This window comes from Thermaurantimonas aggregans, assembly GCF_003851885.1.
In the GTDB taxonomy this organism is placed as follows: domain Bacteria; phylum Bacteroidota; class Bacteroidia; order Flavobacteriales; family Schleiferiaceae; genus Thermaurantimonas; species Thermaurantimonas aggregans.
This window is the reverse complement of record NZ_BHZE01000009.1, coordinates 92,285-110,953: the sequence shown is the minus strand read 5'-3', so window position 1 is coordinate 110,953 and position 18,669 is coordinate 92,285. Positions and strand designations below refer to the sequence as shown.

16 protein-coding genes are annotated in these 18,669 nt (G+C 44.6%); all 16 read right to left on the bottom strand.

What is annotated here, in order from left to right:
• Positions 1-129: 129 nt before the first annotated feature.
• A complete protein-coding gene (locus EIP89_RS06035) occupies positions 130-1,503 on the bottom strand; it encodes a pyridoxal-phosphate dependent enzyme (protein WP_124397771.1) in 1,374 nt (457 codons plus the stop codon).
• A 145-nt stretch (positions 1,504-1,648) separates the two neighbouring features.
• Entirely contained in the window at positions 1,649-2,428 is a 780-nt protein-coding gene (locus EIP89_RS06030) for a lysophospholipid acyltransferase family protein (RefSeq protein ID WP_124397770.1), read from the bottom strand.
• Positions 2,412-3,140, bottom strand: coding sequence for a DUF4197 domain-containing protein (locus EIP89_RS06025; protein WP_124397769.1), 729 nt, complete (start codon positions 3,138-3,140; stop codon positions 2,412-2,414). Before EIP89_RS06025 ends, EIP89_RS06030 begins: the two co-directional genes overlap by 17 nt.
• The gene (aspS, locus tag EIP89_RS06020) at positions 3,137-4,888 is read right to left on the bottom strand and encodes an aspartate--tRNA ligase (RefSeq protein WP_124397768.1); all 1,752 of its coding nucleotides are present in this window, start codon (positions 4,886-4,888) and stop codon (positions 3,137-3,139) included. The genes EIP89_RS06025 and aspS overlap by 4 nt, the downstream gene beginning before the upstream one ends.
• A gap of 542 nt (positions 4,889-5,430) precedes the next feature.
• Complete coding sequence (locus EIP89_RS06015) at positions 5,431-8,706, bottom strand: VPS10 domain-containing protein (protein WP_124397767.1); 3,276 nt, start codon at positions 8,704-8,706, stop codon at positions 5,431-5,433.
• Positions 8,707-8,862: 156 nt separating this feature from the next.
• The gene (locus EIP89_RS06010) at positions 8,863-9,693 is read right to left on the bottom strand and encodes an OmpA/MotB family protein (protein WP_124397766.1); all 831 of its coding nucleotides are present in this window, start codon (positions 9,691-9,693) and stop codon (positions 8,863-8,865) included.
• Positions 9,694-9,842: 149 nt separating this feature from the next.
• On the bottom strand, positions 9,843-10,706 hold the full coding sequence (gene atpG / locus EIP89_RS06005; protein WP_124397765.1) for an ATP synthase F1 subunit gamma: 864 nt from the start codon (positions 10,704-10,706) through the stop codon (positions 9,843-9,845).
• 27 nt (positions 10,707-10,733) lie between these two features.
• The gene (gene atpA, locus EIP89_RS06000) at positions 10,734-12,308 is read right to left on the bottom strand and encodes a F0F1 ATP synthase subunit alpha (RefSeq protein ID WP_124397764.1); all 1,575 of its coding nucleotides are present in this window, start codon (positions 12,306-12,308) and stop codon (positions 10,734-10,736) included.
• Positions 12,309-12,325: 17 nt separating this feature from the next.
• Positions 12,326-12,880, bottom strand: coding sequence for an ATP synthase F1 subunit delta (gene atpH, locus EIP89_RS05995; protein WP_124397763.1), 555 nt, complete (start codon positions 12,878-12,880; stop codon positions 12,326-12,328).
• A gap of 15 nt (positions 12,881-12,895) precedes the next feature.
• Positions 12,896-13,390 carry a F0F1 ATP synthase subunit B gene (locus tag EIP89_RS05990; RefSeq protein WP_124397762.1) on the bottom strand — a complete coding sequence of 165 codons (495 nt, stop codon included), beginning with the start codon at positions 13,388-13,390 and terminating at the stop codon, positions 12,896-12,898.
• A gap of 77 nt (positions 13,391-13,467) precedes the next feature.
• Entirely contained in the window at positions 13,468-13,683 is a 216-nt protein-coding gene (locus EIP89_RS05985; RefSeq protein ID WP_124397761.1) for an ATP synthase F0 subunit C, read from the bottom strand.
• Between the two features lie 33 nt (positions 13,684-13,716).
• Positions 13,717-14,853, bottom strand: coding sequence for a F0F1 ATP synthase subunit A (gene atpB / locus EIP89_RS05980; protein WP_124397760.1), 1,137 nt, complete (start codon positions 14,851-14,853; stop codon positions 13,717-13,719).
• A 91-nt stretch (positions 14,854-14,944) separates the two neighbouring features.
• Entirely contained in the window at positions 14,945-15,313 is a 369-nt protein-coding gene (locus EIP89_RS05975; RefSeq protein WP_124397759.1) for a hypothetical protein, read from the bottom strand.
• On the bottom strand, positions 15,310-15,501 hold the full coding sequence (locus EIP89_RS05970; RefSeq protein ID WP_245966109.1) for an AtpZ/AtpI family protein: 192 nt from the start codon (positions 15,499-15,501) through the stop codon (positions 15,310-15,312). Before EIP89_RS05970 ends, EIP89_RS05975 begins: the two co-directional genes overlap by 4 nt.
• Positions 15,498-15,881: a bactofilin family protein gene (locus EIP89_RS05965; RefSeq protein ID WP_124397758.1), complete on the bottom strand. Its 384-nt coding sequence runs from the start codon at positions 15,879-15,881 to the stop codon at positions 15,498-15,500. The genes EIP89_RS05970 and EIP89_RS05965 overlap by 4 nt, the downstream gene beginning before the upstream one ends.
• On the bottom strand, positions 15,881-18,541 hold the full coding sequence (gene porW / locus EIP89_RS05960; protein WP_124397757.1) for a type IX secretion system periplasmic lipoprotein PorW/SprE: 2,661 nt from the start codon (positions 18,539-18,541) through the stop codon (positions 15,881-15,883). Before porW ends, EIP89_RS05965 begins: the two co-directional genes overlap by 1 nt.
• Positions 18,542-18,669: the final 128 nt, after the last annotated feature.

The following is an 18,669-nucleotide window of genomic DNA, read 5'->3' as shown; positions in this document are numbered from 1 at the left end:
CGGGTTGCTGTTTAAAGACTACTCGCCTCACTTAAAATGTCTATGATGGCTCTAATTTACTTCAATTAAGGGTTTTATCAAAATAAAAAAGAAGGCGTCCTTTACTTTTTGGACACCTTCTTTAATTGTTCAGCCGAGAAGCGCTATAAGATCGTTGCGCGTGATGATGTGGTAATCATTGCCCCCCAAACGAACGAGTACAGCCCCCACGTCAGCTGTAAAGTAGTGCTTGAATTCTTCTACCGGTGTAGTGGCCTCTACGATAGGGAAGGGTTCTTTCATCAGTTCGCCGGCGAGTTTATTTACAGCTGTGGGATCTTCAATTACGGCATTAAATAGGGTGCGTTCGTCGAGTGAGCCGACAAATTGGCCATCACGTGTAACAGGTAGCTGTGAGATAGAATGTTTGCGCATCAGGCGAATGGCGTTGCTTACAGGCTCCCCTACTCCTATGTGCAAAAGCGGCAAGCGGCTGTGCTTGTCCACAAAGTCTTTCGCCACTTTGTTGTTCTGTGGCAAAAAGCCGCGTTCACGCATCCAATCGTCGTTGTAAATTTTGCCTACATATCGACTGCCGTGGTCGTGGAATAGCACCACTACGAAATCAGTTGGCTTGAGCAAGTGTTTGAGCTGGCGCACCACACCAAAGGCACTGCCGGCAGAGTATCCGAGAAAGAGTCCTTCCTTCTTGGCTAATTCACGTGCGATGAGCGCACCGTCTTTATCGGTAACTTTTTCAAAGCGATCGATAAGAGAGAAATCCACGTTAGCGGGCAGAATGTCCTCGCCAATGCCTTCGGTGATGTAAGAGTAAATTTCGTTTTCGTCGAAAATGCCAGTCTCGTGGTATTTTTTAAATACAGATCCGTAAGTATCAGCTCCCCAGATTTGGATGTTGGGATTTTTTTCTTTCAAATAGCGCGCTACGCCCGAAATGGTACCACCGGTACCCACACCTACTACGAAGTGAGTAATGCGTCCTTCAGTTTGTTCCCAAATCTCTGGGCCAGTGGTTTCGTAGTGCGCTTGACGATTTGAAAGGTTATCGTATTGATTGGGAAAAAAGGAGTTGGGAATCTCTTGATTTAATCGACGAGCTACAGAGTAATATGAATCAGGATGGTCTGGGGCTACATTGGTTGGGCATACGTACACCTCTGCCCCCATAGCTCGGAGAATGTCCATTTTCTCTTTGCTTTGCTTGTCGTTCATCGTGCAGATGAGCTTGTAGCCTTTCACAGCGGCAGCGAGGGCCAGGCCCATACCTGTATTTCCACTAGTACACTCTATGATGGTTCCACCGGGCTTCAAACGGCCGTCGCGTTCGGCGTCTTCGATCATCTTAAGTGCCATGCGGTCTTTTGTGCTATGGCCTGGATTAAAATATTCTACTTTAGCGTAAACCGGACACGGAATGTCTTGTGCAATTCTATTCAGGCGTATTAAGGGCGTATTGCCTATGGCTTCGATTATACTGTTGTAAACTCTTTTTTCGCGGGTCATAAAGAAATATTATGTTGCAAAGTAAAGGAGTAATCACTTGTAGGGCTAGTTAAAAGCGGGGAGTGTGTTTTAAGAAATTGCTGGTTGAAATTTGTTTTTAGTGCCTTTGATAAATAACGATTTTTCCTTTTTTTAAAAAAACAGTTCATGACTCGCTTCGCAGCCCGGAGAGAATGATTTGAAATGTTTTATCGCGCAAATCGGTTTCTTCAACGTATCGAAGTTTTGATACTTCGATGGGCGGATGTACGATAGCCGTAAGAATACCCGGCCGGCCTTTGAAAACACTGTAAGGAAAATGTCTTTTGGTTCGAGGAAAGCTTATTGGCAAAATATCGGTAGAAGTTTCAACCGCGAGTTTAAAAGCTCCCATTTTAAAAGGAGCGAGCTCAATAGACTCATCTGGTACACCGCCTTCAGGATATATGCACACCGAGTATCCTTGAGCGATTTTTTCAGCGGCTTTCCAATACACATTCTTTTTACTGCTCAAGCTTTGGCGATCGACCAAAATATTAGTGCGCCTATAGTAATACCCAAAAAGGGGGTATTTAGCTAGTTCTTTTTTTCCAATAAACAAAAATGTATTAGGCACTGCAATGAGGGTCATCATTATGTCCATCATGCTGGTGTGATTGGCCGTAATGATGTACTGTTTGTTTCGATCGATATAATGTCTGTTTTTTATAACGGGAATAAAACCTGTTAAGAAGGTGACCACATATGCCCAAATGCGCTCAAACCAGAAAAAATATCTGTACCATTCCGGCCGCAGAGACAGTACAGTGATAAAGGGAAATACTAATACAATCGCTATAAAAATGGTGGTATAAAACCAAGCGCGCCACAACAGGCGAAAGGGCAGCCAAAACCACTTCCACCCATTGTGAGCCAGCTTTTTCGAAGAATTATTGTTTTCTCTCATTGTCGAGCCAGCCAAAGACGCGCTTTAAGATGTCATTGACTCGAGCAGCAGGGTCGCGACGAATGGCGGCCTCTTCGCGAGCTACCATTGCAAATAGCCCTTCGAGTGCGCGATCGGTGATAAAGTTTTCGAGATTGGGATTTACTGGTGTTACAAAAGGAATGCTGTTATAGGCTGATGCAAGGGGATTCCAAAGTGCGGTGAGTTCGACCTTTTCAATTGCTTCTTTGATAACAGGTGTAAAAGCCTGTCTCAACTGATCAGATGTAGTGCGCTTAAGATATTGCGTGGCTGCTGTGCTATCGCCCCTCCAAATGTTCATTACGTCTGTAAAGGACATTTGGCGAATGGCATTAACGAAAATAGGAGTAGCTTTTTTGGAGGCTTCTTCAGCTGCTGCATTCATGGTGCGCACAAACTGATCGACCTGAGCCCCTAGACCGATGTCTCGAAGGGTGCGTTCCATACGTGCGGCTTCCGGCGGAAAGGGAATTCGAATTAAGCTGTTGTTCAAAAATCCGCCATTCTCAGAGGTTTGCTTCACTGCATTCGTTATGCCGACTTCAAGGGCACTTTTAAGACCTGAAGTTACTTCAGCCTCACTCGGTGGTAGGGGGTTGATTCCGGGTAAACCACCCACTTGGGTGAGTACATCGCATCCATTTAAAAGGAGAAGGACAGGTAGTAGAAGGAAAAGCTTTATTATTTTCATACCTGTGGGTTTATCGTAGAAATATGCAATTCTTGGAGCTGCTCCTCATCAATGGGCGAGGGAGCATCGATCATTAGGTCACGACCTGCATTGTTTTTTGGAAAGGCGATGAATTCGCGTATAGTCTCATGACCGCCAAGCAAGGCGACCAATCTATCAAATCCAAAAGCAATACCTCCGTGAGGTGGTGCGCCGTATTCAAAAGCATTCATCAGAAAACCAAACTGTTCCTGTGCTTTTTCGTCGCTGAAGCCCAACAGTTGAAACATCTTCTTCTGAAGCTGGCGATCGAAGATTCGAATAGAGCCACCGCCAATTTCATTGCCATTGAGTACCATATCGTAGGCATTGGCGCGCACGCTTCCGGGGTCTGAGTCAAGAAGGTGGATATCTTCGGGTTTAGGCGAGGTAAATGGATGATGCATGGCATGCCAACGGCCAGTCTCTTCATCCCACTCGAGCAGTGGAAAGTCAAGCACCCAAAGAGGGGCAAACTCATCGGGCTTGCGCAAGCCGAGTTTTTCACCCATATACATGCGCAGTTCGTGTAAGGCTTTGCGAGTTTTTGCTTCAGGACCGGCTAAGATGAGCAAAAGGTCGCCATTGGTTACCTTGGCTTTTTCGGCAATGGCCTCGAGTTGTGAGGGAGTGTAAAACTTGTCAAACGATGACTTTAACCCATTTTCATCTCTTTTCATCCAGGCAAGGCCGCCGGCACCGATCTGTGGACGACGGACATACTCCATGAGTTCGTCGATCTGCTTGCGGCTGTAGTGGGCACAGCCCTGAGCGTTGATAGCTACAACCAATTCGGCTTCGTCAAAAACTTTAAAGCCAAAGCCCTTAGCTATGTCATTTAATTCGACGAACTGCATGCCGAATCGAATGTCGGGCTTGTCACAGCCGTAGAGGCGCATAGCATCAGCATAGCTCATTCTTGGGAAAGGTCCGACCTCAATGCCCTTAATCTCTTTTAGCAAGTGACGCACAAGGCCTTCGAACGTTTGAAGGATATCTTCCTGTTCGACGAAGGCCATTTCACAGTCAATTTGAGTAAACTCAGGCTGACGGTCAGCGCGTAAATCTTCGTCTCGAAAGCAGCGAACAATTTGATAGTAGCGATCGAAGCCTGCTACCATCAAGAGTTGTTTGAAGGTCTGTGGACTTTGAGGAAGGGCGTAAAAATGACCGGGATGGATGCGCGAGGGCACCACAAAGTCGCGAGCACCTTCGGGTGTGGATTTGATGAGAAAGGGGGTCTCGATGTCGATAAATCCAAGGGAATCGAGATACCTGCGCACCTCCATGCCAATGCGATAGCGCAGCATTAGGTTGTTTTTCAGCGGATTGCGACGCAGGTCGAGGTAACGATACTTCATACGCAGCTCGTCGCCCCCGTCTGTTTCGTCTTCGATGGTGAAAGGTGGGGTTTTGCTGGCATTTAGTATGCGCAGTGTGTGGGGAACCACTTCGATATCGCCTGTTGGCAGATTTGGATTCTTGCTGTCTCGTTCGCGAACAATGCCAGTGACTTGAATGACGTATTCTCTGCCTAACTCATTGGCTTTGTCGAAATTTTCTTTATCCGAGTCTTCGTAAAAAGCGAGTTGAGTGATGCCGAAGCGATCACGAACATCTACAAAAGTGATTGCGCCAAGCTTGCGAATGCGCTGTACCCAACCGGCTAATGTCACTTGCTGACCTTGGTGATGTAAACGCAGCTCTCCACAGGTGTGTGTTCTATACATGTAAAAAAAATTGATAGGCGAGCAAAAGTAGAAAAATCTGATAGGCTGAATTAAGAGATAGAACGTGAGAGACAAAAAGATTTGGTTAAAAATTGGTTTTGACTTGGTACGAAGGAGAAGCAAATATTAGAGGTAGTAATTCGAGTTAAAATCTTTTTTTGCTTTCGATAAAATTCAAGCAAAGTTTTTTCCTATTAATCCATTTTTCCCGCAGAACTCGCAGATTGGCGCATAAGGGATTTGAATTTGAGTTTGGGTTTTTAGTTAAAGTAATGGTCAAGGTTGTTTTGTCATTCGAATAAGCTGAGTAATTATACATCATCGAAAAACCACAACTAAATCAGCACAAATCTGTGTTCTAAGTTTCGGTTTCCGTTAAAGTTAAAGTTTTTAAAACAAAGCGGCCAAAAGGGCCGCTTTACAAAAGATATGGATGATACACTTTAGAGCGATTAACAAGCAGCACTTCGCGATGCCAGATCTTGGGGTCGAAGCGCATATTCAAGAACTTTCAGCGCTTACAGCCCCACCAGAGCAAATTTTTATCTCTGATGTTCAGGTAGTCTGCTCTTCCAATAGGGGCCACCAATGTCGATGAGGTAAGTGGTGAGGAAGTCGATGCGCTGGCGGGCATCCCGAAGTTGACGTAGTACCGCAGGTAGTTGATCGGTTACGATGTCAAGTTGTCGCAAGGCTGTACCAGTAGGTTCGCCTGAATAATAGTAGAGGGTATAAATGGCGTTGTTGAGACGATCGATTAATGGCGTGGGCATGGGTATTTCGTCGTTGCCTAGAATTTTATTACCGCGCAGGGCAATGGAGACGTCACCGAGTTGTCGCTCGATGTCGGTTGCCTCCTTCAATCGCTGAGGATCTGAACCCGGCAAAATGCGCAAGGCGTTCTTGACAGAGCGGACTTCGGCGGTGAGCTCATCGAGCTGATTGCCTGCAGCGGTGAGTTGACGGCGAAGGTCTTCAGCGCGCCGGCGATGTACCAGTAGCGAGCTCTGATCTTTGGCGGGGAACACTTCGGCATCGAGGGTCATTAGTTCAAAAGAATGATTGCTGACAAGTGTTTGAAGGGTATCGCGGGTATGTAAAAAGACTGATAGACTATAGCGACCAGCAGGTGCCTTGTGGGCTGAGGCTTTTAGATCGGTGTGCTGGCCTGTGGGAAAAGTGTGACGTGCGGTGTAGCGACCATCCCAGGTGACGCGTCTCAAACCTGCAGAAGCATCTGTGGTGAAGCGAGCTACCTCTTGGCCTGCTTGGTCGGAGATAGCGAAGATGAGATAGGGTTTTTCCTCTTCTTTTTCAGCTCTTAACTCGGCAAGGGTGGGATTTGGGAGCGGATCGGTAGCCGGATTGGCTTTCTTTTCCTTTTCTTTACGAAGATCACGCAGGGTTTTAGGTGCTTCTTTCAAATAAAAAGTAAAAGTTTTACCGATAGGCGGATTATCGGCCATAATGAAGCCATCACCCAAAAATCCAGCGCGGCTGTAACCGTATTTATTGGCTTCTTGATAGAGGAGTCCCGGACGATCAGAGGCCACGGCAAAAGGCAGTTGGCTCCAGTCGCGACGGGCCATTTCGCGCAGCACTGAGTAGTCGTCAAGCACATAAAAGCCTCGACCAAAGGTGGCAATCACCAGGTCGTGGTGAGTGGACTGAATGGCGATATCTCGCACGGGTATGGTAGGTAAGCCCCCATTGAGAGGTAGCCATTGACGACCGCCATTGAGTGAAGTGTATATGGAAAATTCAGTGCCGGTAAATAGGAGATTAGGCTCTTCCGGATCTTCGGCGATGCACCATACGGAACCTCGATCAGGCAGACCTGTGGTAATAGCTTGCCAAGTGCGGCCGGCATCGGTTGAGCGGAATAGGTAGGGGCGGAAGTCACCTTCCTGATGATTGTTTGCAGCTGCATAAAGGGTATTTTCGCTGTGGGCTGACCAAAGAAGAGCACTGATGAAAGCACGCTCTGGCACGCCAGGCAAAGCAGCTGCCCGTCGCCAGGTACGGCCATCGTCATCGGTGATGTGAATGAGGCCATCGTCGGTGCCGGCGGCCAGACGACCGCTTTTGAGTGGTGCTTCGGTGAGCTGAAGGATGTTGCCATATGGCGTCGTGCTGCGGTGACGGGCTATTGCATCCACGCCCCAGTAGCGGTCCATCACCTTCAAGGTATTACGGTCGATCTGGCGGCTCAGGTCTGGACTGATCTCTTGCCAAGAGCTTCCGTAGTCGGTTGATTTGAGAACTTTCTGAGCAGCAAAGTAGAGCGTACCGGGCTGATGATGGCTCAAAATTAGGGGTGCATCCCAATTGAAGCGATAGGCGGGGCTATCCGGTTCCTCAATAGGACGTATCATTACGCGTTCACCGGTGGCGCGGTCATAGCGAGCTAATCCGCCATATTGGTATTGTGCATAGACAATGTTGGGATTTTGTGGGTCGATTTGGGTTTTAAAACCGTCACCGCCCTGTGTTACAAACCAATCGGCATTTGTGATGCCCTGTACGTAACGAGTACGTGATGGGCCACCGATGGAGCTATTGTCTTGCGTACCGCCATACACGTTGTAAAAAGGTCCTTCATTATCGACGCTTACGCGGTAGAGCTGAAGTATAGGGAGGTTATCGATGAAGCGCCATGATTGACCAGCATCGTAGGTTTCATAAAGGCCTCCGTCATTTCCGTTAAGCATGTGGAGGGGATTCTTCGGATTAATCCAAAGGGCATGGTTGTCTACGTGTTTTTTGTCTTCGGTCCAGCGCACCCAAGTTTTGCCCCCATCGCGAGTGATGTGGGTGTAGGTATCCATACTGAAGCACACCATCTCGTCAGCGGGATGTGCGATGAGTTTTACATAGTAATTACCCGAGGTATAGTAGTCGTTGGTTTTTTGAAAGGAATTGCCCCGGTCAGCAGAAACGTAAATGCCATGACCTTCGACCATCAAATAGATGCGCTGCGGATTGGCAGGACTTTGAGCCAGTGAAATACGGCCGAGGTCTGCATCTTTAGGAAGTCCATTGGTCACTTTATCCCAGGTACGACCGGCGTCGTTGCTAACGTAAAGGGCACTTTCAGGGCCGCCCGAGATGTAAGTAAAGGTATGTCTGCGACGTTGGTGTGCTGTAGCATATAGGCGGTTAGGATTGCTGCGGTCAATGTGAATTTCATTAAAACCCGTATGGTCGCTCACGTGTAGCAGTCTTTGCCAAGTTCGGCCGCCGTCTGTCGTTTTATATATGCCGCGCTCACCGCCCTTTGACCAGAGAGGGCCATAGGCAGCTACATACACATGGTCACTATTGCGAGGGTCAATGGCAATCATTCCAATGTGTTCGCTGGTCTTTAGGCCTACATTTCGCCAGGTGCGTCCTCCGTCGTCAGAGCGATATACTCCGTCGCCATAGCCCACGGAGCGCTGATTGTTGTTTTCGCCTGAGCCAGCCCAAATGGTTTTCGGATTTTTGGGATCGATGGCTAAGCAGCCTATAGAGTAGGAGGTTTGATTTTCGAAGACGGGAGAAAAGGTGACTCCGCCGTTGGAAGTTTTAAAGATTCCGCCCGAAGCAATGGCCAAATAATATTCATTAAAATCATTCGGATTAACGGCAATGTCAGCAATGCGTCCGCCGAAGGTGGCTGGGCCGATAGAACGCCACTTTAAACCGGACAGGGAGAGACTATTTTCCTTTTTTTCGGAAGCAGTCGAAGTGTTCTGGTTTGACTTTTTTTGACTGTAGCCTGCAAAAGCTGGTAGAAGAAACAAAGCAAAGAGTGCACAGCGCATGTTTAAGTTCATCTCTAAGCGACTTTGAGGTTTATAATGCAATATTCGGCCAGAAATTGGAATTTTACTGACAACTGAAAAGAGTAAAATGCAACTTTAGAAAAAATTGAAAAAAATAAAAAAGCCGCTGAGGAGTCCAGCGGCTTAGCGTTGAATAAAGGATTCTAATTATTTCAAAGCTTTCATACCTTCTTCGATCATGTTGTAAAACTGATCGATCTTCGGAAGGAGGATAATTCTTGTACGGCGGTTAGCAGCACGACCTTCTGCTGTTTCATTAGTAGCTACAGGGATGTATTCTCCGCGTCCGGCTGCTGTGATGCGTGCAGGATTTATGCCGTGTTCGTTCTGAAGTACTCTTACAATTTCAGTAGCGCGCTTCACAGAAAGATCCCAGTTGTCGAGCAGAAGTCCTCTTCTGAATGGAACATTATCTGTATGTCCTTCTACCATGAGCTCCAGTTCAGGACGAGCATTTGCGATTTTAGCAACTTTAGCTAAGACTTCTTTAGCTTTCTGATTGAGCTCATAGGAGCCACTCTTAAACAGGAAACGGTCAGATATTGAAATAAATACCGCACCTTTTTCAACGTTGATCTGGATGTCTTCGTCATCCATATTTCCAATGGCACCTTTCACCGAAGTTACAAGTGCAAGGAGCACGCTGTCTTTTTTGGTCAATGCATCGCGAAGTGTACGAATTTGCAGATCGCGTTCTTTCAAAGTCTCAAGCGAACGCTCGAGGTTTTCAGCTTCTTTCTTAGAGAGCGTGCTTAGTTCGCCAATGTTGTTGAGGAGTTTGTAATTTACACTTCTTAGGTACTCTACTTCGCTTGATGTTTTCTTGCGTTCATCAAGGCAAGCAGCGAGTTCCAGTCGTGTTTTGCCAAGTTCGTTATCGAGCTTGTTGTATTTTTCAAGTAGTTCAGCGTACTTTTTCTTTGAACCACAAGCAGCACCTATCCATATTAGGCTCACAAACAAAAGTGTACGTTTCATGACTTTTTTTAAATTTTTGGCAAAATTATTCAGGCATTTTTCTCTTAAAAAAATAAAAATGGCCTTTAGTATGTTAATCAAAACTAAAAAAACCGGCTTAAGTGCTTAAACCGGTTTTTTTAAGAGATTTCACACAAAATTATAGAGGATTATCCGTTCAATGCAGCAGCACCTGATACAATTTCGAGGATTTCGTTTGTAATAGAAGCCTGACGAGCTTTATTGTATTCCAGCTTTAGGGTACGCTGTAGCTCTTTTGCATTGTCGGTAGCCTTGTGCATAGCTGTCATACGAGCACCGTGTTCACTGGCATTAGAGTCGAGTACGGCTTTATAGATTTGAATTTTAAGAGATTTAGGAATCAGGAGTTGCACGAGTTCTTCTTTTTGAGGTTCGTAGATATAGTCGATTGACGAAACCTCTTTTAACTCAGGTTTCTGAACCGGAAGAAATTGCTCGACAATGCTGTATTGAACAGCAGCGTTTTTAAACTGATTGTAAATCAAGTGTATTTCGTCGTATTCGCTGTTTCGGAATTGGTCCATAAGGCGCTCGGCAAGTGCCTCAACGGTGGCATATTTTATTTGATCGAAAATATGCCCTTCGTTGCCAACAATCGGATAATCAAGTCGCTTGAAATAATCGTATGCTTTTTTACCTACACATAGAATAAAAACTTTTTTTCCGGCAGCGGCAAATTCATCAGCAGTTTTTCGGGCAAGTTTGTTGATGTTTGAATTAAATGCTCCGCACAAGCCTCTATTGGAGGAAAATACGACGAGCAGAATATTCTTTACTTCTGCTCTGGATGAATATGCACCCTCGCTGCTTTCTAAAGTAGCATTCAGATTCTGCAGTATTTCTTTAAGCTTATTAGCATACGGACGCATCTGGATAATGCTGTCTTGAGCCTTTTTAAGCTTAGCGGCAGATACCATCTTCATAGCCGAGGTAATCTGCATGGTACTCGATACTGACTGAATGCGTTTTCTGAGTTCTTTCAGGTTTGCCATTGCTCCTGATACTTGAGTGGTTAGAGATTAGTACTTGGCTGCCAGTTCGAGGGCTACCTTCTCGAGCACTGAAGTAATTTCATCGGTAAGCTGTCCGGCCTTCAGTTTGTCGAGCACATCTCTGTGCTTATTGTCGAGGTAGTCGAGATATTCTGCTTCAAATTCTTTTACTTTTTCTACTGGAACCTTAGCTAAGAGGTTTTTAGTACCTGCGTAGATGATAGCAATTTGCTTTTCTACTGGTACAGGGCTGTTCACGTTTTGCTTCAGAATTTCAACGTTTCTACGGCCTTTGTTGATTACAGCCATTGTGGCAGCATCGAGGTCAGAACCAAACTTAGCAAAAGCTTCGAGCTCGCGGTATTGAGCTTGGTCGAGCTTGAGCGTACCAGCTACTTTTTTCATAGATTTAATCTGAGCGTTACCACCCACGCGCGATACAGAAATACCTACGTTGATGGCCGGGCGTACGCCAGAGTTAAAAAGGTCAGCTTCAAGGAAGATCTGGCCGTCGGTAATTGAGATTACGTTTGTGGGAATGTATGCTGAAACGTCGCCTGCTTGCGTTTCGATGATTGGAAGAGCTGTGAGTGAACCTCCACCTTTTACTCTGCCTTTGAGCGATTCAGGCAGGTCGTTCATTTGAGCCGCAACCTTGTCGTCGTTGATGATTTTAGCAGCGCGCTCGAGAAGGCGAGAGTGCAGGTAGAAGATATCACCCGGATATGCTTCGCGACCTGGAGGACGACGGAGCAAAAGCGATACCTCGCGATATGCAACAGCTTGCTTTGAGAGGTCGTCGTAGATGATCAACGCTGGGCGGCCGGTATCTCTGAAGTACTCACCGATAGCTGCACCTGCAAAGGGCGCATAAAACTGCATAGGTGCAGGATCAGAGGCATTAGCCGCTACTACGATAGAGTATTGCATAGCACCGCGGTCTTCGAGGGTTTTAACAATTTGCGCCACAGTACTACCCTTTTGACCAACGGCTACATAAATACAGTACACTGGGTTACCAGCGTCGAAGTATTCTTTTTGATTAATTATAGTATCGATCGCTACGGAAGTTTTGCCGGTCTGACGGTCACCGATGATAAGCTCACGCTGTCCGCGACCAATGGGAATCATAGCGTCGATGGCTTTTATACCTGTTTGCAGAGGTTCGTTTACCGGCTGGCGATAGATTACACCTGGAGCCTTGCGCTCAAGCGGCATTTCAAAGAGTTCACCACTGATTGGACCTTTACCATCGATTGGCTCTCCAAGAGTATTTACTACGCGTCCAAGCATGCCTTCACCCACCTTAATAGAAGCAATACGGCGGGTTCTTTTAACGATAGAACCTTCCTTAATTTTTGTCGAAGCACCAAGCAACACGATACCTACATTGTCCTCCTCGAGGTTCAGTACAATTCCTTTGATGCCGTTTTCAAATTCTACGAGCTCACCTGCTTGAACACCGGTGAGGCCATAAGCACGGGCAATACCGTCACCTACTTGTATTACAGTACCTACTTCCTGAAGCTCAGCTTCGGTACTTACCCCGGCAAGCTGTTGTCTTAATATCGCTGTTACTTCAGATGGTTTAATATCTGCCATTTTGAAAAAATTTTAAATTAGAAAGAGGGTTTGTAAAGATTGGTAGTAAAGGACTTTTTGAATTCGTTGAGTTGGTGTTTGACGGAGGCGTTGTATTCTTTGTCATTGATTCGAATGATCAAGCCTCCAATCAGATCAGGAGACACAGTTTCTTCTAATTCAATAGTGCCTCCGATGTAGGATTTTAATTTTTTTACCAAATTGTCTCTCAAAGCAGCTGATAATGGGCGAGCTGTGATGACCTGCACCAGGTGAATGCCTTTAAAGGCGCGATATTGTTGCAGAAACTCGTATGCAATGTCGTGAATGCTATTTTCACGGCGATGATGAATGAGCAGGCGTATGAAAGACGCAGTGACTTCGTGCAGGTGCTTGCCTATCTCACCCATTACCTTCTTTTTCTGGTCAGATTTGATCACCGGACTTTTCAGCACGATCTGTAATTCTGGGCTATTAGAGATAGTATCAAGCAAGAATTTCATATCGTCTTTCACCTGCTCCACAGCGTTGCGCTCATGGGCAAGCTCGAGCAGTGCTTTGGCATATCTATTAGCTAATTTCGGAATCTTCATTCGATGCAGGCTTGATTAGTTAAGCATCACTCTTTCAATGACACTTGCAGCGTACTCTTCATGCTTTTTAGCATCTTCTAACTCCTTTTGCAGAATCTTCTCGGCAATTTCAATAGACAATGAGGCGACTTGATTTTTCAATTCATTGATGGCCGCCATTTTTTCGTTTTCAATCTGAAGGCGAGCATCGGCTACAATTTTTTCGCCTTGAGCTTTTGCAGCTTCACGCGCTTCAGCCAGAATTTTTTCTTTGAGTTCGCGCGCTTCTTTGAGTATAGCATCTCTTTCCGCCCGAGCTTCTTTTAGAAGTTTTTCGTTTTCAGAGGTCAAATTGCGCATTTCTTCTTTTGCGCGCTCAGCCGCCTTCAGCGACTCTTCAATATTTTTTTCGCGCTCTTTTACGCTATTCAAAATGGGTTTCCAAGCAAATTTGCCGAGGATAAATACCAAAAGCAAGAAGGTGACAAGTGTCCAGAAAAATAAACCTAAACCCGGGGTAACTAATTCCATATTTAAACGGTTTTTCTATATACTACAATTGTAATTAAAAAGGACCAAACCCACCGTTTGGTCCTTTTAAGAAAGAATTACTTGGGATTGTTGCCAAGGATTGCAGCTACGATACCAAACAGACCAACACCTTCGATGAAGGCAGCTGCGATAAGCATAGCTGTTTGAATTTTTCCTGAGGCTTCAGGCTGGCGAGCGATGGCCTCCATAGCTGAGTCACCGATACGACCAATACCTAAACCAACTCCCAAAACGGCCAATCCGGCCCCGATAGCAGCGATACTACCTACCATAGCGTATATAGATTAGAAATTAAACGTTTCGAATTAATGATGTTCATCGTGTTCATGTGTTGCCATTGTTTGCCCTATGAATAGAGCTGACAACAGTGTAAAAATGTAAGCCTGTAAAAGCGAAATAAATACTTTAATCAAATAAATAAAGAGAGTGAGTAATATGGATGCAGGTGCTACGGCTATGGACTTAATGATAAAGATCAAACCGATAAGGCTGAGTATCACGATATGCCCTGCTGTCATGTTGGCAAAAAGACGAATCATGAGTGCAAAGGGCTTAGTGAAAATCCCGATGAGTTCGATGGGAGCCAAGAGAAGTTTCATAGGTACTGGTACACCTGGCATCCAGAAGGTGTGCTTCCAGAAATCTTTTGAAGCATTCACAATCATGAGAATGAGCGTGAGCACTGCAAGAGCCATTGTGAAGGCAATATTGCCGCTCAAATTAGCTCCCCCCGGAAAAACTGGCACCAGCCCGAGCATATTGGCGATCCAGATAAAAAAGAACAAGGTAATCAAATAGGGCACAAAACGCTGATAATACTTATCGCCAATGTTTGGCTGCGCAATTTCATCGCGAATAAATAAAATAATGGGCTCAATAAACGAAGCTAAACCTTTTGGAGCTGCAAAGCCTGATTTGTAAAAGGAAGAGGTTTTAAAACCTATGAAAATCAATAACAAAGCTGATAGGAATAAAGAGAAGACGTTTTTAGTGATGCTGAAGTCCAAGGGCTTTTTGTTGAGCACTGCACCATCTTCGCCTACAATCACATATCGCCCGTGTTCATCAGCCTCAGCGTTAGCATAATAAATTTTACCGTGATAACGCGTAAAGGCCTGTTCACTGACTTCCACTTTAATCTTACCGTGATCGTCGTGATGAAACGCTGACGACATGAATGCGACTAATCCCTTTTCGGTGTACAAAATGACCGGAAGAGGAACTGATACAGGATGACCTTTCCAATCTAAAATGTGAAAATCATGCGCATCTGAAATGTGATGCATAATCACGTCGTTCAGATTTTCCTCTTGCTCTTCAACTGCATGATGTTCATGAGTTGCGCGCTCTTGATGAGGATCCGAAGCATTAGAGGTAGAGATACAAGCTATACTTAAAAGAGCGGAAATCAGAAGATTGCGATAAGTGGCTTCAACTTTCATCGGAAGGTTAGAGATGATGTGCTAATCAACTTTTACGGTCGGGCAAAAGTAGGCACAAAAGTTTTTTAAAGAAGTTGTAAAATCAAAAAATTCACCGCATCATGCGAATCATTAACCAGGAAGTAATAGCCAACATTAAAAAATAAGGAATGAAAAAATGAACCATCACAGCGCCGGTAGGAATCCACCCTTTACTGATGGCTAAAAATATCCAAAGAATACTTAAGAGCATTTTGACCAGCGACATGCCGAGTACCACATAAGGTACCGTGTTAGAATAAGAAGTATTTCGCACTCGCAGGGAGAGTATTTCGAAAAACGATATGGAAAAAATCAATAAATAAGAATACATCAAAAATTTTGGATATGAACTATTGAAGGTATAAGACAATGCAAAGTGGACAAGCAGTAACAATGCTGTAAAAACAGATAGATATAAAAGAGCAGTTCGTTCTTTCATTTTAAATTTTTTAGCTCTTTAAAGACGAAGTAAAATGATATGGCTATACCGAGTAAAGCCCCGAGGATAGTAAATAAACTGTACGGATTTTCTATGCGTTTATCAAGTTTTACTCCGGCATATGTCAATAGTCCTATTACAGCGGCCATTTGAAAAGCCAGCGTCGAGAATTTCAAATACGTATTCACACAGACACATTTTCAGATTCTTGGGGGCTGCTGACTTTTTCGTTTGTCATAAAACAACTACCGTTGAAAACCCCACCTTCCTCCACAATAAGTCGACGCGTGTGTATGTTGCCTTCCACAAAACATTGTGACAACAGATGTACTGCATCATCTGCCTCAATATCGCCGATTAGTTTGCCTTCGATTTTGGCTGAAGCACATTTAATGTTGCCAACTATTTTTCCATCTGCCCCGATCACCATTTTTCCTTTTATGGTAATGTCGCCCAGAATTTCTCCATCTATTCTCAGGTCACCTTCCGATTCGATATTACCCCTTACTACAGTACCTTGCAGAATTCTGTTGCTTATGGTAATAGGTTGTGATTCTTTCTTGAACATCACTTTTTCTCGGGATTTGATGGCAAATTAATGTATTTTTCGTAAAATGCGATGTATTCTTTCAACAATTGTTTTTGGTAAAACTTCCTGAAATTGTCTGATGTAATGACTACCTGATGATTGGGCTTGGGAATGTATGCAATAAAGTCCATGTCTTTGTTGATCTCTTGCAAATACTGTAATGCTTCTGCCTGGTTGTTGAATCCGGATACTAAAATGAGCTGGTACTCGCGCCCCATCAGTATGTTTCGAAGCTGCAAGCGGCTATTGGGAAATTTTGAAGTGTTAAAATTGCTAATCGTGCTTCGGATGGTGTTAAGGTCAATTCCTTTATTCTCAAGCACCAGCATGTACTGATGTGGTGCCGATTTTGCATCTATGAATTCAGATGCAGCTGCAGATGAGCCAATTGCAGCCGAACCCTCACCCGATAGGTGTTTCAAAATATTTTGTGCTTCTGTAGCTTCCGGACTTTGGGGATATGTAGCTACGATGCTTTCCAATTTAGCTTTTAAGGAGTCTTTAGAGTCCGTTTTGGCACTGACCAAAGCGTCAAGCAACCTCCATTTAGGGGTCATTTCAGAATTCGGATACTTTTTGATAGCCTCCTTGACGAGCTGCGCTGCGGCAGAATATTTTGATGATTTGTAGGCTTGATAGGCAGCTTTGTACTCCTGAAGCTCTTGTACATTAGTTTTTTGAGCATATAAGGTATCTTGTCCTTTTCCAGTGAGCAGAGCTGCATACGATGATTCAGGAAATTTCTTGATCAGCCCATCGCAATAGGCTTCTTTTTTTAAGGTAAGACTTTGATTTTGTGCTATTAAACAAAGTGTGTAATACACTCGTGGTGTACAGTCGCAATCTGGATATCGCTTCAGCAGATTTTCAAGCATCTTAATTGCCTCTTTCGGATCGTTCAGCACATCCTTGTAAATGCGTGCAGCTGCCTCATGCGCATTTCTGATGCGCTTGTGAGCTGCTTCTAACGAGTCAGATGTGCTTGGTATCCTGGCATAGTAATACTCTCGCTTGTACTTAGGGTTATCGCTTTCTTTTATATCATCAGACCCTTGAGTATTTCCCTCCGAGCTCCCATCGCCGGAGGCTGTGGACTGGCCCGTGGAGGTAATTTCTTTGTTTTTCCTACGCCAATCGTCTTCGAGTTTTCGATTTCCCCATCGGTTTGTGAACTCAGTAAAACCCTGAGCTACAAGGGCTTGATTATAAAAATAAAATGTTGGTGGAGCACCTGGTGCGTTTAATCCCATCATGCCGCCTGCAGCAGGTGTAGGAGTGGCAGGTGGAGTATTTCTTCCGGCCATACTGGGCTGATCGCGCTCTACCTGGCGTTCTCGCTGAGCTTCTTCATCTGCTTTTTTCGCTTGCTGGATTATGCGGTCAATTACTTTATCAAGTTCTCTTTTGTCTAGTGCAGCGAGTCTGAGTACGGAATCTTCATACGCTATTACATTGAGGTGCTGCACCAACTCAGTCAGGCTATTTTTCTTTTTTTCAATGGCTGAATATCGAAAATGTGTCTTGGGCAAAACAATCAATGCACTGTCGTAATTAGCTTCAGCCGGCACGTATTCGCGAAAGTCGAAGTGCAAATCACCCCTTCGGATGTAGCTAAGACCTTTTTGTATATTGTTTTCTGTACTGTAATTTATGGATTTTTGAAGGGCTTCAAAAGCTTTGTCAAAATTTTCGTCTTTTATGTAGATGTCAGCGATCTGATAATATATGGCATCGAGGTAGTCGCGGTTTTTGTCTTTTTTAGTAAGCTTATATAAGTCAGAGAGCATCTCGGCCGATTGCATTAGATTGGGATCGTAATTGGCAGCCATTCGCAGGTAGGCATTGATTTGGTAGATGTAGGGGGGGCTGCTTTTGATAATCTTCCGAAACATTTTGTTTGCTTCGAAATAATTGCCTTCTAATTCATAGAGCTGAGCTATCAAGTACATCAAGTTAATGCGTTCGGTCATCGACGGTTTTAACGTGAGGGCCTCTTGCAGATATCGGCGAGCCAGTTCGTATTTTTTATCTGGTATTTCATTGGCAGCCATTGCCTTGAGCAGTTCGATTTGTTGCTTTTTTTTCAGGTTTTTCGATTTGTAGTATTTATTTGCTATTTCTCGAGCCGCGTAGTAGTTGCCCAGCTGTGTTTGTGATTTAATTGAATAAATTTCTGCATCGATTACTATGGGATGATCGGCGTATTCACGAGCGATGAAGTTGAAAATTTCAATAGCTTTGTAAAAATCTCTTGAAGTGTAGTAAGCCTCCCCAAGTACGAAATAAGCATTTTTTATAGTCTTATTCTTTTGTTTGCCAGCTATTACCATTGTGTGTTCGCGAATGGTTTTGGTAGCTTTTTCGTTAGCGCGTTTGATATCCGCATCAATCATCGAAACCATTTGCTCTGGAGTAACCAGATAGAGAGGCACAAGCGTATCAAACGATAGTTTGCTTTGCTGCTTTACGGTGGTTTTAGCTTTCAGCAATGCTTGTTCGGCGTTAAAGAGCGGGTTGTATTTAGCTGTAATTTGATGGTAGGTTCTACTTGCCCAAGTATCGCGCGTACGGCTGCATGCCGCCAAAAGCACTACACCGCTTAGTAAAATTATAAGATAATTCGATCTGAACTTGCCCAACTAAAAATTTTTGTCAAAAATAGATAGATGACCCAGTAAAGAAACGTTTTAACGTACAGCCGTAGTATCACAGCAGATGAAAGGCGGTTTCAACAATGTAATTTTTGTGCTGTTTTTATTTGCATCTA

Excerpts from the sequence above, each read along its gene's own strand:
- EIP89_RS06030 (WP_124397770.1), bottom strand. The coding sequence starts at position 2,428 with ATGAGAGAAAACAATAATTCTTCGAAAAAGCTGGCTCACAATGGGTGG.
- EIP89_RS06025 (WP_124397769.1), bottom strand. The coding sequence starts at position 3,140 with ATGAAAATAATAAAGCTTTTCCTTCTACTACCTGTCCTTCTCCTTTTA.
- EIP89_RS05975 (WP_124397759.1), bottom strand. The coding sequence starts at position 15,313 with ATGAAAGAACGAACTGCTCTTTTATATCTATCTGTTTTTACAGCATTG.
- EIP89_RS05990 (WP_124397762.1), bottom strand. The coding sequence starts at position 13,390 with ATGGAATTAGTTACCCCGGGTTTAGGTTTATTTTTCTGGACACTTGTC.
- atpG (WP_124397765.1), bottom strand. The coding sequence starts at position 10,706 with ATGGCAAACCTGAAAGAACTCAGAAAACGCATTCAGTCAGTATCGAGT.
- atpA (WP_124397764.1), bottom strand. The coding sequence starts at position 12,308 with ATGGCAGATATTAAACCATCTGAAGTAACAGCGATATTAAGACAACAG.
- aspS (WP_124397768.1), bottom strand. The coding sequence starts at position 4,888 with ATGTATAGAACACACACCTGTGGAGAGCTGCGTTTACATCACCAAGGT.
- atpH (WP_124397763.1), bottom strand. The coding sequence starts at position 12,880 with ATGAAGATTCCGAAATTAGCTAATAGATATGCCAAAGCACTGCTCGAG.
- EIP89_RS06010 (WP_124397766.1), bottom strand. The coding sequence starts at position 9,693 with ATGAAACGTACACTTTTGTTTGTGAGCCTAATATGGATAGGTGCTGCT.
- atpB (WP_124397760.1), bottom strand. The coding sequence starts at position 14,853 with ATGAAAGTTGAAGCCACTTATCGCAATCTTCTGATTTCCGCTCTTTTA.
- EIP89_RS06015 (WP_124397767.1), bottom strand. The coding sequence starts at position 8,706 with ATGAACTTAAACATGCGCTGTGCACTCTTTGCTTTGTTTCTTCTACCA.
- EIP89_RS05965 (WP_124397758.1), bottom strand. The coding sequence starts at position 15,881 with ATGTTCAAGAAAGAATCACAACCTATTACCATAAGCAACAGAATTCTG.
- EIP89_RS06035 (WP_124397771.1), bottom strand. The coding sequence starts at position 1,503 with ATGACCCGCGAAAAAAGAGTTTACAACAGTATAATCGAAGCCATAGGC.
- EIP89_RS05985 (WP_124397761.1), bottom strand. The coding sequence starts at position 13,683 with ATGGTAGGTAGTATCGCTGCTATCGGGGCCGGATTGGCCGTTTTGGGA.